Genomic DNA, 16,934 nt, shown 5'->3' with positions numbered 1-16,934 from the left:
CGGCGATGCGCTCCGGGTGCCGGGCTGCCGTTTCCGCAAACAACTGGTGCACCGTTTTGTCGCTCGGATAGTTGGTTGCCGTGTCGTTCAGTCCGACAAGCAGATGCTGTCTTTCTTCGGGACGGAGCAATGACAGCGCAGACAGGGACTGCTCCGGATTGTCGACGATAGCTTCCAGAATAAGTGCCAGCTGGTCGAGTGTTCGTTCGATCGCCGCTTGTTCAAAACGGTCTGTCGCATACATCATTTTGATGCTGAACGGATCACCCGGAATCCCCACAACCGTAAGCGGATTATCCACCTCCTGGAAGTGCTGCACAGCGGAGATGGTAAAGCCGACTTCTTTCTCGTCCTCTTCGCCAAGCGGATAGTTCTCGAATACGAAAATGCTCTCGAACAGCGGTGTCCCGCGCGGAACGTCCGTCCAGCCCTGAATGTCGACCAACGACGTGTATTCATACTGGCGCACTTTGGATTGCTGTTCCTGCAAAGCTTTGAACCAGTCAGCCAATGATTGCTCCGGTTCGATCTTCGCTTTCATCGGCAACGTGTTGATAAACATCCCGACCATTTGCTCGACGCCAGGCAGGTCGCTCGGACGGCCGGAGCCGGTTACTCCGTACACGACGTTTTCCTCGCCGCTCAACCGGCTGAGCAAAATCGCCCATGCCCCTTGCACGATCGTGTTGACCGTGACTTTATTCGTTCGCGCCAGTTTGGCAAGCGCTTTGGTCACTTGCCCAGTCAGAGCGCGGGTCGCTTCCCCGATCTGCTTTTCCAGTCCCTCATGGCCCGCGGTGCGCTTGGTGTGCGTTTCGAACGGAATCGGCGTAGGATTTTCCATCGGCCCCAAAAACTCGCGCCAAAACTGCTCGGACGCCGTCTTGTCCTGACGGCGGAGCCAGGAGACGTAATCCTTGAATGGCCTTGCCTGCGGCAGTCGCAAGTCTTTGCCTTGGCGGTACGCTTCATAAAAATCGAGAACTTCCTGAAACACGATCGGGCTGCTCCAACCGTCCAGCAGCAGGTGGTGGAAGCTCCAGATCAGTCGGTGTACGGCTTCGCCCAGCTTGATGATCGTCACGCGCATGAGCGGGGCTTCGCTCAAGTCGAAGCCCGCCGCTTTTTCATTTTGCAAAAACGCCGCCAGCATGCTCTCCTGCTCGTCACTTCCGTATGACGACCAGTCTTTTTGCCGGATAGAAAAAGGAACGCTTTCGAAGACCGCCTGCAGCGGCTTCTCCGTCTCTTCCCAGATGAATCCGGTACGCAAGATCGAGTGGCGCTGAATCACTTTCTTCCACGCTTTTTCAAAGGGAACGATGTCAAGCTCGCCTGTAAGAATCGCCGTAGTTTGAATCATGTAAGCCGATCCTTCCGAGTACAGCGAGTGGAACAGCATGCCTTCTTGCAGTGGGGTTAGCGTATATAGATCAGTGAGATCCCCCATGGAGTTCATTCCCCTTTCTATTTTTTAACCTTGCGAGCACCTTGTTCAAAGCGCTCTGACTCAAGTCTGCATCCTCGAAGTCTTCCGCTCTGTAGCTTTGTTTCTCCGCCTGGATCAATGATTGCAAAGCGTCCGTGTAGTGACGGGCAAATGTTTCGATATGCGATTCGCTGTACAGTCTTCCGTTGTAGAGGAAGCTGAGGCCGAGCTTGCCTTCGGTGACGGCCCCCACGACATCGATCAGGTGAGTCCGTCTGTTGTCCGGGCCGCTGTTTGCGCCCCGCTCGCCTTCTGCGTATGCCAGAAGCGCTTTCGCATCTGCCGCCTGGTGGAATTGTCCCAAATAGTTGAAGCTGAGCGGCGCTTGCGGAATCGCCTTTAGCTTTTCGACCAGTTCAGGGTCTTGCGCCATGTAGCGCAGCAGGCCGTAGCCGAGACCTTTGTGCGGAATTTGTTGCAGCTTTTCTTTGACTCGCGCAAGCGCATCCTCGGAAGACGTGTTTGGCTCCAGTTGAATCAGGAGCGGGTACATCGACGTAAACCAGCCGATGGTGCGCGAAAGGTCGACGTCCTCGAACAACTCTTCGCGACCGTGTCCTTCGAGATTGACCAAAAGCGCGGACTCGCCCGTCCATTTGCCGTATGCCAACGCCAGCGCCGTCAACAAAATATCGTTGATTTGCACGCGGTAGCGGGATGGAACTTTTTGCAGCAGGGCGTCCGTCTCTTCTTCTTCCAGGTGGATCGTCAACATCCGGCCGTTTGCTTCTGTGTTTTCCGCCCAGTCATGCACGGGCAGTGGGTGACCCGCCAGTTCGTCTGCCGCCTTGAGCCAGTAATCCTGATCAACCAGCATCCGCTCAGAGGACGCGTATTTATGCAATTTTTCTGCCCATGCCTTGTAAGAGGTCGTTTTCGGCGGCAGTTGAATCTTGTTGCCTTTTTCCGCTTGCCCGTACGCTGTTTGCAAGTCTTCGATCAGGATGCGCCACGAGACACCGTCGACTGCCAGGTGATGAATGACCATCAAGAGGCGGCCTGGTCGGTCGTACCCGAGATCGAAGTAGACGGCTTTGAGCAGCGGCCCGTTCTGCAAATCCAGGCTTGCTTGGGCCTGCTGTGCGAGCTTTTCGATCTTCCGCGCCTGCTGGGCTGGCGGACTCATGGACAAATCCTCCACTTGCAGCGGCACTTCCGAATCGACGTCGGCATATGTCTGCTTCCACTGTCCGTCTGCGAAGGTGTATCGCAAGCGGAGCGCGTCGTGATGAGCAAGCAGTTGGGCAACGGCTTGGCTCAAATACTCTTCCTCCAACGGTTCGTTCACTTGCAGCAGCATGGATTGGTTCCAATGGTGCGGCGTCGGTTGCTCTTGCTCGAAAAACCATGTCTGGATCGGCAAAAGCGGCACCTCGCCCGTCACGTTCCCTTGTTCTGCGTCCACCTTTGTACTTTGGCCTGCAACTTTTGCCAGCTCGGCAATGGTTTGCTGATCGAACAATTGCTTGGGAGTCAAATGGATGCCGGCCTTGTTCGCGCGGGCGACGATTTGAATGCTGAGAATCGAGTCTCCTCCAAGCTCAAAAAAGTTATCATGAATGCCGATGCGGTCCATGCGCAGTACAGCGCACCAAATGTCTGCCAGCGTTTGTTCGACATGGCTTGTAGCCGCTGCAAATGCGTCCTCTTCCCGGCTGCGTTCCAAAACAGGGGCTGGCAGCGCTTTGCGGTCCACTTTTCCGTTCGGAGTAAGCGGCAAAGCATCCAGCATGACAAAGGCGGCAGGCACCATGTAGTCCGGTACGTGTGCTTTGAAGTGCTGGCGCAGCTCGGCTGTCCCAAGCTCTTGCTCGGCGTCCTTGACTGCGTAGGCGACGAGCTGCTTCATGCCCGCCTCATTTTCGTGGACGATCACCACCGAGGCCGTAATTGCCGGGTGTTTGGCCAAGACCGCTTCCACTTCGCTCAACTCGATGCGGAACCCGCGAATTTTTACCTGGTTGTCGAGCCGCCCGATGAACTCGATCAGACCGTCCGGCAAGTAGCGCACCAGGTCGCCTGTGCGATAAAGACGTGCCGCCTGATCAGTTGCAAACGGATTGGGCACAAACCGCTCTGCCGTCAAATCTGGGCGGTTCAGGTAGCCTTCCGCCAGACCGTCGCCGCCGATGTACAGCTCGCCAGTCACGCCAATCGGAACGGGCTGCATGTGACGATCGAGCACGTATGCCGTCGTGTTTTTGATCGGACGGCCGATCGGGAAAGTGTGGGCCGATTCGGGCATAATCGTGACCGGATTGCAGCAAGTGAATGTCGTGTTTTCGGTCGGGCCGTACCCGTTGATCACCGTCAGCCCTGCGATTTCCAGCGCTTTTTTCACATGCGGAACGGATACGATATCTCCGCCGACGAGCAGTTGGCGAACCCCGGACAAATATTCCTTGTGATGGTCGACCATCAGCGTGAACAGCCCGGCTGTCAGCCAAAGTGTCGTCACGTGGTGCGACTGGATCGCTTGCCCGATTTCTGCGAGCGACGGCAGTTCTGGCGGCAGCAGGACGAGCTTCGCCCCGTTCAAAAGGCTGCCCCATATCTCGAAAGTCGCCGCATCGAACGACACGGTGGACGCTTGCAGGAACACGTCTTGCTCCGTGATCGTCACATAATCCGTTTCCTTGACGAGGCGGACGATGCCGCGATGAACGACAAGCGTTCCTTTTGGCAGTCCGGTCGAGCCGGATGTGTAGATGACGTAAGCGAGACTTTCCGCTGTCGTGTCCACGTCAGGCGCCTGCTCGCTCTCCTTGGCAATCAGCGGCCAATCGCGATCCAGGGCAATCGTAGTCCGTTCCCCTGACGGCAAGCCGGGCATGAGCTGCTCCTGCGTCAGCAAGACCGTGATTCCGGCGTCGCCCATCATGTAGGCCAGACGCTCCTCTGGATAATCAGGATCGAGCGGCACATAGGCTCCACCAGCCTTGAGTATGCCGAGCATCCCGATCAGCATTTCCGGCGAACGTTTGACGCAGAGGCCGACGAGCGCACCCGGCCGCACTCCTTTTTGTTGCAAGTAGTTGGCTGTCTGGTTGGCCCGGCGCTCCAATTCCGCGTACGTAAGCGTCTGATTTCCCGCAACGACCGCCAGTCGCTCAGGATAAAGCAGCGCCGTTTCCCGGAACAATTGATCCACCCGTTTGTTTCGCGGATAAGCGGTCGTCGTGTCGTTCCACTCCACCAGCAATTGCGCTCGCTCGCTCTGGTTCAGCAGCGGCAATCGGGCAATACCCTGATCCGGCATATGAACGATAGCTTCCAGCAGCTGAACAAAATGCTGCGACAGTCGCTCCATCGTCGCCTCATGGAACAGCGCTGTGTTGTATTCAAACGTGGCGAACAGTCCGTTTTGTTTTTCCGCCATCGTCAGCGTCAGATCGTATTTGGAAGTGACCAGATGCTTGTCCATCTCAAAATCAGCCACACGGATACCAGCTTTTTCGTCCAAGTTCAGCTGGAAGTTTTGCAGGACAAACATCACCTGGAACAGCGGCGAGTAGCTGAGACTGCGCTCCAGCTCCAACTCGTCGACCAACTTTTCAAACGGCAAATCTTGATGGGCGTATGCTTCGAACGCCGTCTCCCGCACTCGTGCCAGCAACTCGCGGAAGGTCGGTTCTCCTGACAAGTCCGTCCGCAGCACCAATGTGTTGATGAAAAAGCCGATCAGCGGCTCCGTCTCTTGTCTGTTCCGTCCCGCGACAGGGCTGCCGACGAGGATGTCCTCCTGCCCGCTATAGCGGTAGAGCAAGACTTGGAAGGCAGCGAGCAAGGTCATGAACAAGGTCGCGCCTTCTTCCTGGCTGAGCTTGTTCAGCTTTGCGTACAGCTCGCCTGAAAGCTTGATCGTATGCATCGCGCCATCATGCGTCTGGACGGCAGGACGCGGCTGATCTGTCGGCAAAGCCAGCAGCGGTTCGGCTCCGCTCAGCTTTTCTTTCCAGTACGCAAGCTGCTCGGCAAGCACTTCCCCTTCCAGCCACTTCCGCTGCCAGACGGCGTAATCTGCGTATTGCACCGTAATCTCGGCCAATTCAGGCGCTTCTTCCCGCACAAACGCTTCGTACAGCGCCCGCATTTCTTTGAGGAAAATGCCGATCGACCAGCCGTCGAAAATGATATGGTGCAGGTTGAATAAGAAGACGCACTCTTGCTCCGCCAGACGAATCAGGGTGGTGCGCAGCAAAGGACCTTGGCTCAGGTCAAACGGCGTCGCCGCTTCCAATCCGGCCAAGCGATGAGCTTCCGCTTCCCGCTCGTCTGCTGGCATCCCGCGCAAGTCGATCACGTTCAGCTTTCCATCCAGCCGGGAGTGAATCACTTGCACCGCTTCCCCATCCACATCGCCAAAAGTCGTCCGCAAGCTTTCGTGGCGCTGGATCAGCACTTGCAGGCTCTTTTCCCAAGCGGCGATATCCAAATCTCCCAGCAAGCGCACGGCTGACGGAATGTTGTACAACGTGCTGTCTGGCATCAGGCGATCCAGGAACCAGAGGCGCTGTTGCGCGAACGACAGCGGCAAATGAGCTTCCCGTGAGACAGGCAGCATCTGCGCTTCCGTTTCGTTCTGCCCAATCGCTCCAAGTGTCTCGGACAGCTCAGCAACAGTCGGCCGCTCAAAAATCGCGCGGATCGGCACTTCTTTCGCAAACGTTTCGCGCAGACGGGAAGCTACTCGTGTCGCCAGGAGAGAATGTCCGCCCAGTTCGAAAAAGTTGTCGTGCACCCCTACTTGCTCGATTCCGAGCACATCCGCCCAGATGCTGGCGACCAACACTTCCGTCTGATTGCGCGGCGCTACGTAGCCAGCGGCAGACGCGACTTGCCCCCACTCCGGTTCCGGCAGTTGCTTGCGGTCGATCTTGCCGTTCGGTGTCAGCGGCATCGCGTCCAGCCAGACAAAGAAGGAGGGAACCATAAACTCGGGCAATTTTGCCTTGGCCCAGCTCGTCAAGACGGCACGATCGCCGCACTCCCCGTCTTTTGTCGTGATGTAGGCAACGAGACGCTTTTCGCCCAGCTTGTCTTCTTTGGCCACGACCACTGCTTCCTTGATCTGTGGATGGCTGCGCAGGACAGCCTCCAGCTCGCCCAATTCGATCCGGTAGCCGCGAATTTTGACCTGGTGGTCGATGCGGCCCAAATACTCCAGCTGTCCGTCGGGCAAGTAACGAACGAGATCGCCCGTGCTGTACATCCGCGCATCCGGGTCGGGATGGAACGGATTGGGCAAAAATCGTTCTGCCGTCATTTTCGGACGCTTCAAGTAACCGCGCGCCAAGCCGTCACCGCCCAAATACAGCTCCCCAGGCAAGCCCAACGGCACGGGCTGCAGCTTGGCATCGAGAACATACGCTTGCGTGTTGGACAGAGGACGGCCAATCGTCGGCTCTGTCTTTGCCCCTTTTGTCACCTGGACATAAGTGGAGTACGTCGTATCTTCCGATGGGCCATACAAGTTGAAAACTTTTTGCACATGCCCAAGCGCGTACAGACTTTGCGCCAGCGTGTTCGGCAGCGGTTCTCCGGCGAGATTGACGACCCGCACGCTCGGCGGTATCGCGTTCATCCGCACCAGTTCCTTGGCCGCAGATGGCACGGTATTGATCAAAGTCACCTCTTTTGCCGCTGGCAGGCTTGGCAAATGCAAGGCGTTGTCCGCCAAAATCACTTTGCCGCCGCAACTCAAGGTCACGAATATTTCATACACGGACAAGTCGAAGCAAATCGAAGTGGACGCGAGCACGCCGCTCATTTCTTCAGCCGAGAAGACGGTTTTCGCCCAGAAAATGAAGGCAATGACGCTGCTGTGCTGAATCGCCACCCCTTTTGGCAGACCTGTCGAGCCGGATGTGTAAATCACGTAAGAAAGGTTGGTTGGAGCAGCCAGATTCGGCACATTTGCTTCCGGCTGGGCCGCCATGCACGCCCAGTCGCGATCCAGGCAAATCACTTGTGCTGTATGCTCAGGCAACATCGCCAGCAAGCGTTCTTGCGTCAGCACGATCGCCGCCTGCGAATCATCCAGCGTGTAGCCAATCCTGTCTTGTGGATAGGCAGGATCAATCGGCACGTACGCACCGCCCGCCTTGATAATTCCCAGCAAGGCGACAATCATCTCGGCCGTCCGCTCCATCAGGACAGCGACCAATACTTCCGGTCCGACGCCCTGCGCCCGCAGGTAATGTGCCAGCTGGTTCGCCCGTTTGTTCAGTTCCGCATATGTCAACCGCTCGGTTCCGACGACCAGAGCTTGCGCGTCCGGCGTTGCCTCCACTTGCGCCTCGAACAGCTGGTGCATCACCAGGTTGCGCTCGTACGGCATGTCGGTCGCATTCCATTCCACCAACAGCTTGTGGCGCTCCGCTTCCGTGATGATGGACAAGTCTGCGAGCTGTTCGTGCGGCTCACGCATGATTGCTTCCAGCACACTGCTCAACTGGGCCAGCACCTTGTCCATGGCTGGCTGCTCGAATCGGCCCGTTTCATAAATCAGTTTGAGCATCAGTTCTTCGCCGGGCGCTACCACGAGCGTCAGCGGATAGCTCGTCTGCTCGACCGCTTTGACTTCCCCGAGCAACATGCCGGATTCGGAATCCACACTTGTGCCGGACAAGTAGTTCTCAAAGACGAAAATGCTGTCAAACAACGACTGGCCGCGCGGCACCTCGCTCCAGCTCTGGATGTCCACGAGCGGCGTAAACTCGTACTGGCGCATCTCGCTTTGGGCCTGCTGCAAGCTTTGCAGCCAGTCGATGACCGTCATCTGTTCCGGGAAAAGCACACGGACAGGCAACGTGTTGATAAACAGCCCCACCATCGCTTCTGCGTCAGGCAAGTCGGTTGGCCGTCCCAGATTGGTCGTGCCAAAAACGACTTCCGCTTCGCCTGCATAACGCGCCAGGATCAGCGCCCAAGCCCCTTGCACAACCGTATTCAGCGTCAACTGGTGCTTGCGGGCAAAAGCGAGCAAGTTCGCTGTCGCCCGTTCGGACAAAAGCAGCTTGTGGTCTGCGTATTCTTTTGGCTGACCCGCGCTGCCACCCGATTTCCCCATGCCAAGCGGCGTCGGCACGCCAAAGCCCTGCAAATAGTCGCGCCAATACTGCTGCGCTTCTTCCAGGTTTTGTCGTTTCAGCCAGGCAATATAGGCTGAAAACGGAGGAATGGCGGGCAAGCTCGCTTCCTTGCCATGCGAGGCTGCGGCATAAAACGCCTGCCAGTCCTGGAACACAATCGGCGTGCTCCAGCCATCGAGCAACATGTGATGGAAGCTCCATACAAACTGGAACGTGCTCGCATCCAGGCGAATCAACGTCCAGCGCATCAGCGGCGGACGGGCGAGATCAAAACCCCGCTTGCGATCTTGTTCCAAATACGTCTGCAAGCCCGCTTCCTGCTCAGCCGCTGTCAGATGACGCCAGTCCAGTCGCTCGACAAACGTTTTGACTTTCGCATGCACGACCTGATGTGGCTTCTCCAATCCGCTCCACAGGAAGGACGTTCGCAAAATCGCGTGGCGCTCGACGACTTTTTGCCAGGCTGCCGAAAATGCCTCTACATTCACATGCTCCAGTTTCAAAGCGAGCTGCACCACGTAATCCCCGCCTGCTTGCTCATACAAGGAATGGAACAGCATCCCTTCCTGCAACGGCGTAAGCGTATAAACGTTCTCGATCAGGCGATTGTGACCGATAAACTTGTCGAGACTGTTTTGATCCAGTTCCGCGAGCGGGAAGTCGGAAGGCGTATAGCCCCCTGCTTGCTCCGTGCGGCAATGGGCAATAATCGCTCGCAACGCTTGCACATAGTCATGAGCGAGCTTTTCAATCGTGCCCGGCTCGTACAGATCGCGGCTGAATGTCCAGCTCATCTCCAGCTGGTCTTGCGCCACCATGCTCATGACATCGAGTTTGTAAAGACGCGTCTCATCCTCGCTCACATTGGATGCCGACCAGTTCGGAATGATTTGGAACAACGCCGCGTCAGTCGTTTGGCCTTGGCCGAATTGTCCCAAGTAGTTGAAGCTGATCTCCGGCTGCGGCTTGGCTCGCAACATTTCAGCCGTTTGCCCATCCCGGCTCAAATAGCGGTGAATACCGTAGCCAATCCCTTTGTCCGGGATCGCCCGCACTTGTTCTTTGATCGACTTCAGCAAGTCACCCCAGGCCAAATCCGGCTCCGTTTCCAGCAAGACGGGATACAGGCTCGTGAACCAGCCCACCGTACGCGACACGTCCACGCCATCCACGATCGGCTCGCGACCGTGTCCCTCTACCGAGACATACAATGCCCGCTTGTTCGTCCAATCCGTAATCGTGCGCGTCAAGGCACTGAGCAGCACATCGTTGATCTGCGTGCGATAAGCAGCTGGCACTTCTTGCAGCAGCGCCCGAGTCTCGTCCGCGCTCAGCTTTGCCTTAACTTGCACGGCCAGACCTTCCGTGTTCTTGCCTTGTGGATGATCAACAGGCAGCCCGCATGCCTGTTCGCTGTCCATGCCAGTCCAATACTCATCGACAGCGCTTTGCTCCGCGTACGTTGTCAGCTCCTCCGCCCAGCTTTTGAACGAAGTCGTCTTTTGCGGCCATGCAATCTTTTGCCCGGCTTTAACCTGTTCGTAAGCGGTTTGCAGGTCTTCCAAAATAATGCGCCAGGAGACGCCATCGACCACGAGATGGTGAATCACAATGAACAGACGCTGTTCCGCTCCGAGTTGGAAATAGGCGGCACGGTGCAAAGGTCCTTTTTCGATATCCAGGCTTGCTTGCAGTTCGTCTGTGATGTGCCGCATCCGTGCTTCTCTCTCCGCCTCAGGAACGGACGACAAATCTGCGACCAGCAGCACATCTTCATCCGCAATCTCACCATGCGCTGCCTGCCATGTTCCGTTGACCTGCTGAAAGCGCAGGCGCAGGGCATCATGCTGGCGAGGCAGCGCGGCAAAAGCTTGCGTCAGCGCCGTCATATCGAGTTCTTCCCGCACTGCGAGCATGACCGACTGGTTCCAGTGATGAACGTGGCGGACATCCTGCTCGAAAAACCACGTCTGAATCGGCGTCAAAGGCAATTCGCCTGTCACGATTCCTTGTTCGGCCTGCATTTCCGGCGCTTTTTCCAGCACCACTGCGCTTGCCGCCAGCTCTGCCAATGTTTGCGCGTCAAACAAATGCTTCGGCGTTAACTGCAAACCAGCCTGATTGGCCCGCGAAACGATCTGAATGGTCAAAATCGAGTCGCCGCCCAGTTCGAAAAAGTTGTCGTGAACCCCGATCGTCTCTACGCCCAGCACCTCTTGCCAAATTTCGGCCAGCTTGCGTTCCACATCCGATTGCGGTTCGACAAAGCTGCCTTCCCACTCTGTCTGCGCGACATCCGGCAAGGGCAAGGCGCGACGGTCTACTTTTCCGTTTGGCGTGAGCGGCAGGGCTTCCATCAGCACGATGGCAGACGGCACCATGTAATCTGGCAACATTTCTTTCAAGGACTGGCGCAACTCGCTCGTCTGTCGCTCTTCTCCTTCATGGAGCACGGCGTACGCAACAAGCCGCTTCACTCCGGGGGTCACGTCTTCGCGGACGATCACCACCGACTCTGCAACCGCCGGATGAGCGTACAAGGCCGATTCAATCTCGCCCAGCTCAACCCGGAACCCGCGAATGCTTACTTGATCGTCGGCACGTCCGATAAACTCGATGCTGCCATCTGCTGCATAGCGCACCAGGTCACCAGTCCGGTACATCCGGGCACCTTCAATCGGAGAGAACGGATTCGGCACAAAGCTCGCTTCCGTCAAGTCAGGACGGTTCCGATAGCCGCGCGCCAGACTTTTTCCCCCGATGTACAGCTCTCCGACTACCCCTACAGGTACAGGCTGTCTGTTTTCATCCAACACGTAGACAGACACATTGTCGATCGGGCGACCAATCGTCGGCGCAGACTCGCGCTCGCCCAAAACAGGCACTGCCCCTGCTGTCGCAACCACCGTATTTTCTGTCGGCCCGTACTGGTTCACGAGCGTAAACGGCACGTCCGCAGTCGGGTATTGGTGCAGCGTATCACCGCCCGTCAGCATGTAGCGCAGCGCCGCTCCCGTCGGCCATGGCAGCGGAAGCAAGTTCTCAGCCAGCGGAGTCGGCAAAAAGCTGATGGTGATGCCTGTCTCGACCAGCCAGTCCCGCAGTTTTTCCGGCGATAGGCGAATCTCTTCCCGCGGCTGGCAAATCGTCGCACCTGCGGTCAAATACGGCCAAGTCTCCCATACGGAAGCGTCAAACGCCGTACCGGCAATTTGCGAAGCACGATCTTCTGCCGACACGCTGTAGGCGCGCTGGTGCCAGTTGACCAGATTCAGGAGCGATCCGTGCTCGATCTCTACACCTTTTGGTGTCCCCGTCGAGCCTGACGTATAAATGACGTAGGCAAGTTGATCCGCATTCGTCTTGATTGCAGGCGCAGCCGTACTTTCCGCCGCAATCTCCTGCCAATCCCGATCCAGGCACAGAAGCGCCGCTGCTTCCTGCGGCAATGCGTCAAGCAAGCGCTCCTGGGTCAAAACGAGCGACATTCCCGCATCTTTGATCATGAAAGCGAGCCGTTCGCGCGGGTACGCCGGGTCCATCGGGACGTAAGCAGCACCTGCCTTGAGAATCGCCAGTTGACCGATCAGCATCTCGCTGGAACGCTCCACGCAAATGCCCACCAAATCCTCCGAACCAATCCCTCTTTTCAGCAAAGCATGCGCAAGCTGGTTGGCTTTCGCGTCGAGCTGTGCGTACGTCAGCGCCCCTTGCTCCCCGATCACGGCAAACTGTTCCGGCAGCTCCTGTGCGATGCGCGCGACCCGTTCGTGCACTAGCAGGTCGAGGGAATAGGCGACATCCGTCTGGTTCCATTCGACGAGCATCCGGCTTTGTTCCGCACCGCCCAACAGGGGAAGCTCCACAATTTTTTGCCCCGGATCGGCGGCGATGGCTTGCAGCAGATTGCCAAAATGCTCGGCCATGCGCTCGATCGTCGTACGGTCAAACAAATCGGTGCTGTATTCAAACACGCCTTTCAATCCGTTGTCCGCCGCTTCAATCATCGTCAGAGTCAGATCGAACTTGGTCGTCTGGTTGAGCGTGACTTCATCGGGCGCAATCGCCAATGTCTCGCCTTCACGCACGCCTGTCGACATACCCTGCACAGCAAAAAGCACCTGAAACAGCGGCGAGTAGCTCAGACTGCGCTCGATTTGCAGCTCATCGACCAGTTTTTCAAAAGGCACATCTTCGTTGGCAAACGCATCGAACGCCGTCTCGCGCACGCGACGCAACAGCTCCACAAACGTAGGATCATCGGACAAATCAGTGCGCAGGACGAGCATGTTGACGAAAAAGCCGATCAAGTTTTCGATCTCTTGCCGATTGCGTCCGGCGACAGGGGTGCCAATCAAAATGTCGTTCGCATGCGTATAGCGGTACAAAAAGCTTTTGAATGCCGCAAGGAGCGTCATGAACAGCGTAGCGCCCTCTTGCCGTCCCAGCTCGCGCAGCTTTTGCCCGACCTCACCCGGCACGTAAAAAGACAAATGGTCACCGCGATAACTTTGAACGACCGCGCGTGGCCGATCTGTCGGAAGCGGCAACAGCGGCTCGCTGCCGTCCAGTTTGTTTTTCCAGTAACGGAGCTGTTCTTTCCATACGTTGTCTTGCGATTTCTCGCGCTGCCAGACGGCATAGTCCCGATACTGGATCGGCAAGGCAGCAAGCGGCAGCGCTTCTCCTTTGAGCAACGCTTCGTACACTTCGCTCAGTTCGTTCACCAGTACATCCATTGACCAACCGTCGGAGATGATGTGGTGCACGTTCAGCCAAAGGACAGACTCCTGCTCCTCCAAGCGAATCAGCATCGCCCGCAGCAGCGGCCATTGATCGAGTCGGAACGGCGTTGCTGCATCTTCCTCGGCCATTTGCTTCCACTCCGCGTCTTTTGCCGCGGCTGGCTTGTCGCGAAGATCGGTGACGCCAAGCGACAGATGCACATCCGTATGAATCACCTGCAACGCTCGCCCGTCCACATCGACGAACGTGGTGCGGAGCGATTCATGCCGCTGGATGATTTCATTCAAAGCGCGTTCCAGCACAAGCTCATCGACTGTTCCGCGCAGCCGGAAGCCGACGGGGATGTTGTACATGGCGCTGTCCGGGATGAGCCGATCGAGGAACCAGAGACGCTGCTGGGCGTAAGACAGCGGCAACTCGTCGGCACGCTGGAGCGCGGACGGCTGAATCGGGCTGTGCTTGTCCGCTTCTGCTCCATGTCGCAACGCTTGAATCCGCCGAGCCAATTCGGCTACTGTCTGATGGGTAAAAATTTCGCGCATCGGAAGCCGGACATGAAACAGCTTGGCTGTGCGGGAAAGCACCTGTGTCGCCAAAAGCGAGTGCCCGCCCAATTCAAAAAAGTTGTCGTGCACCCCGACCTGCGATACATTGAGCACTTCCTCCCAGATGCGGACGACCAGTTCCTCAACCGGATTGCGCGGCGCAAGGTAGACGTTGCCTGTATGCACGCGGCCATCCGGGAGCGGCAGCGCTTTGCGATCGATTTTTCCGCTCGATGTCAGCGGGAACTCTTCCATCTGAATAAAATGGGACGGCACCATGTAGTCGGGCAATGCTTGGCGAAGCGCTTCACGCAGCGCGTTGACGGTCCACTGCTTGTCTGCGATGAAATACGCGCACAAATACGCTTGCCCGTTATGGTCTGTGCGAGCGATCACGACAGCGTCGCGAATCGAAGCTTCCTGAATCAGCTGCGCGCGAATTTCGTCCAGTTCAATCCGATAGCCGCGAATTTTTACTTGATGGTCGATCCGTCCAAGGTACTCGATGTTGCCATCCTGACGGTAGCGTGCCAAGTCGCCCGTGCGGTACATGCGTTGTCCCACTGCAAACGGATGGGGCACAAATTTTTCGTTCGTCAATGCTTCGTTGTTCCAATAGCCTCTCGCCAAGCTCGCTCCGGCGATGCACAATTCACCAGGCACGCCGACTGGCTGCAATTGTCCATGCTTGTTCACGATATGCGTCTGAATATTGGCAAGCGGCTTGCCGATTGGCACCAGTACGTCTTGCGAATCTTTTGCCAAGGAATACTTCGTGGCATAAATCGTCGATTCGGTCGGGCCATAAATATTTTCCAGGATGACGCCAGGCAGCGCCTCGTACACTTTGCCCACCAGCTCGGACGGCATCGCTTCCCCGGCGGCAAATATATAGCGCAATGGACTTTCTTGCTGTTGATCCCGGACATAGTCGACGAACGGAATCAACATCGACGGCACAAAATTGACATGTGTCACGCCGTGATTGACCATCGTCTCCCAGATGTGGGCAGGCTCCTTCTCCGCTCCGGGATCGAGAATGACCAATCTGCCGCTCCCCAAAATCCAGCCAAAAATTTCTGCGACCGAAACGTCAAAAGTGTAGGTCGTCTTCAGCAAATACGCATCGTTTTCCAGCAGCGGATACAGTTCCTGCAAGGCAAAAATGATGTTCAACAAGCTCGCATGCTCGATCATGACGCCCTTCGGCTTGCCCGTCGAACCCGATGTGTAGATGACGTAAGCCAAATGGTTCGCATGGGAGACGCACTCCAGATTGTCCGCTGCTCCCTGGTAAATCTCAGCCGCTTCCAGATCGATGATCCGATCCGCAAAATCGACCGCTCCAAGAAAGCGATGGTTCACCAGCAACAATTCACTTCGGCTATCTTGCAAAATATATTCAATGCGTTCCTTCGGATGGGACGGATCAATCGGCAAGTACGCCCCGCCCGCCTTAAAAATGGCCAAAATCGCAATCATCATCTCCACGGAACGCTCGGTAAGCAAACTGACCATGCTTTCCGGGCCGATTCCTCTCGCCCGCAACAGCTTCGCCAGTTGATTTGCCTTTTCGTTCAGCTCCCGATAAGTAAGGACTTGTTCTCCCATGACCAGCGCGATGCGCTCTGGCTCCCTCTCGGCGCGCTCTTCAAAAATTTGGTGGATCAGCTTATCTGTAGGATAATGGCGGTACGTATCGTTAAAGGAATGCAGTTGCAGCTGTTTCTCTGCCGGATCAACCACTTCGAGCTTTTGCAAAAGGATGTCCGGCGCATTTGTCACTTGTGTCATGATGGTGGTGAGTTGTCGACTGATGTGAAGGAGCTGTTCTTCGCTAAAAACAGCAGCATTGTATATATATTTGATGGTGATGACATCACTTGGGGTAACCATTACGTTCAGGTCGTAGTTGGTTTGTTCAAAAGCAGATAGATGAGTGAGGGTAAACTCTTCGTTGTACTGGTTCAGACGAGTCAGAAATTGCTGGCCCATCGGATAGTTCTGGAACAGCAGAATATGGTCAATCAGTTGCTGGTTGCCCTGAATGTCGGCCAAGGAAAGATAATGGTATTTGGCAAGCGAGAGCGCTTCCTGCTGCACTTGCTTCACCAGCTCGGAAAACGTTTGCTCCGCTCCCGCCTGGACGCGGATCGGCACCGTGTTGATGAACAGTCCGACCATCTGTTCGACGTTCGGCAGGTGGCTCGGACGTCCGGAGACAACCGAGCCGAACACGACGTCTTCCGTGTTGCACTGGCGTTGCAGCATCAGCCCCCAAATCGCGCGGAACAAATTGTTAAGCGTCACGTGCAATTGCTTGGCGAGCTTGTTCAAGCTATCCGTCAACGCCTGCTCAATCGCAAACACCAATTCCGCCTGTCTGTAGCTGTTTTTGCCGCCCTGCTTGTGTATAAAGCTGGTCGGTTCATAGCCGCTTATATACTCAGCCCAGCTCGCTTTTGCCTCTTCGGCGTCCTGCTCTCCCAGCCAACTGATATACGTGCTGTAAGGGTAAACCGGGCCAAGCTCGACGGGCAGGCCGCCTTTTCGCTGTTGATAAATTTGAAAAAAGTCGTTGAGGACAATCGGAATGCACCAACCGTCCAGCAAAATATGATGGTGACTCCAGAAAAGGGTATGCGTGTCAGCCGAAGTCCGGACAAGAGTGAGACGGATCAGTACGTCTTTGGCCAAATCGAAGCTTGCTTGGCGGTCTTTCTGCGCAAAGTCTTCCAGGTAGGCAGCTTGCTCCTCTTCAGAAAGGTGGGTAATATCCAGCACCTGAACCTTTGTCTTTCTTTCCCTGAGCACGATTTGCCGGGGCTTTTGTACTTTTTCCAGGAGAAAGACCGTTCGGAGAATATCGTGTCGTTCAATCAGCGCGTTCAAGCTTTGTTCCAGGATAGCTGGATCGATGAGCCCTTTGATCGTAAAGCGCATTTGTTCAAAATAGGACTCGCTTCCTTCGTCCAGGAGGGAATGAAACAACATTCCCTCCTGCATAGGAGTTAACGGGTATATATTGTCGACCTTTTTCCTTGACACGACTACTCTCCT

1 protein-coding gene and 1 pseudogene are annotated in these 16,934 nt (G+C 56.2%); both read right to left on the bottom strand.

Features of this window, described 5'->3' with window-relative positions; all coding sequences use genetic code 11:
• Position 1 precedes the first annotated feature (1 nt).
• Positions 2-1,402: pseudogene (locus NST23_RS28430) on the bottom strand (condensation domain-containing protein); the annotation flags it as partial.
• Positions 1,403-1,433: 31 nt separating this feature from the next.
• A complete protein-coding gene (locus NST23_RS13905; RefSeq protein ID WP_340963865.1) occupies positions 1,434-16,922 on the bottom strand; it encodes a non-ribosomal peptide synthetase in 15,489 nt (5,162 codons plus the stop codon).
• Between the last annotated feature and the right edge of the window lie 12 nt (positions 16,923-16,934).

Source organism: Brevibacillus sp. FSL K6-0770 (assembly GCF_038000275.1).
Taxonomy (GTDB): domain Bacteria; phylum Bacillota; class Bacilli; order Brevibacillales; family Brevibacillaceae; genus Brevibacillus; species Brevibacillus parabrevis.
This window is presented reverse-complemented; position numbering and strand designations above follow the sequence as displayed.